Annotated in this window: 1 protein-coding gene; it reads left to right on the top strand. The window is 46.2% G+C overall.

What is annotated here, in order from left to right; all coding sequences use genetic code 11:
• Positions 1-87 precede the first annotated feature (87 nt).
• Positions 88-1,070 (top strand): AbgT family transporter (locus tag A3739_RS21585; RefSeq protein ID WP_231877124.1); only part of this gene is annotated, 983 nt, incomplete at its 3' end.

The following is a 1,070-nucleotide window of genomic DNA, read 5'->3' as shown; positions in this document are numbered from 1 at the left end:
GTACAGCCAACAAAACAAGGCCTACAAACACCAAAGTAAACAGACCGACATTGCGTAAGTCTTCTATCGGGAGAAGGGCTTCGACTCATATTAACCAAGGCTGTCACGAACTTTACGAGCTTCGCGCCCGTTGGTGTTGTGTTGGTTGCGATGCTTGGTATCGGTATTGCTGAGCGTAGTGGTTTACTGGGTACTTTGTTAAGACGTTTGGTTTCAGCGGCACCAGATAGTTTGCTAACTTTTATTGTTGTCGTTGCAGGTGTTTTATCTTCTTTAGCAGCAGACTCTGGTTACGTTGTACTTATTCCTTTAGCCGGTGCGCTGTTCTACGCAGCGGGTCGCCCTCCATTAGCGGGTATTGCGGCGGCATTTGCGGGCGTTTCGGCAGGCTTTAGCGCGAATCTATTAATTGGCCCTATTGATGCATTGTTGTCAGGTATTACCACCGAAGCCGCACAATTAATGGATAAAGAAGCTTTTATCTCTCCTGCGGCGAACTATTATTTCATGGTTGCTTCAACATTCTTGATCGGCATTTTGGGCACAATTGTGACCAATAAAATTGTGATGCCTTATCTCGAAAAATCACAAAGCCAAGAAGAAGTCGAAGATGTTGAAGTCGATCAAGCAGGGCCTCTCGATGGCAAAGGCTTACGCAATGTCGGTCTGTTTACTTTGGTGTTTGTAGGCCTTGTTTTGTTGGCTGTACTACCCGAGTCAGCGCCGCTTAGACACCCCGAGACGGGAAGCATTGTTGTCTCTCCATTTATCGGCGGGATCGTCGTGATTATTTCTGTCTACTTCGCTTTAGCGGGAGCTATTTTTGGATATACGGTCAAAGAGTTCTCTTCAAGCAAAGACGTGATCGAAGCAATGGAATCAACTATGGCGACAATGGCGGGCTACGTTGTGTTGATGTTCTTCGCGGCGCAGTTCGTGAATTACTTTGGTTGGACCAATCTTGGAATGATTACAGCGATTAAAGGCGCTGCGTGGCTTGAAACTCTGAGCATTAGCCCTGTGTCTATTTTGCTGATCTTCATCGTAATGACAGCATCAATCAATTTGTT

This window comes from Oleiphilus sp. HI0067 (assembly GCF_001635735.1).
Note: the sequence above shows the minus strand (reverse complement) of the source record. Positions and strands in the feature narration are given on the sequence as shown.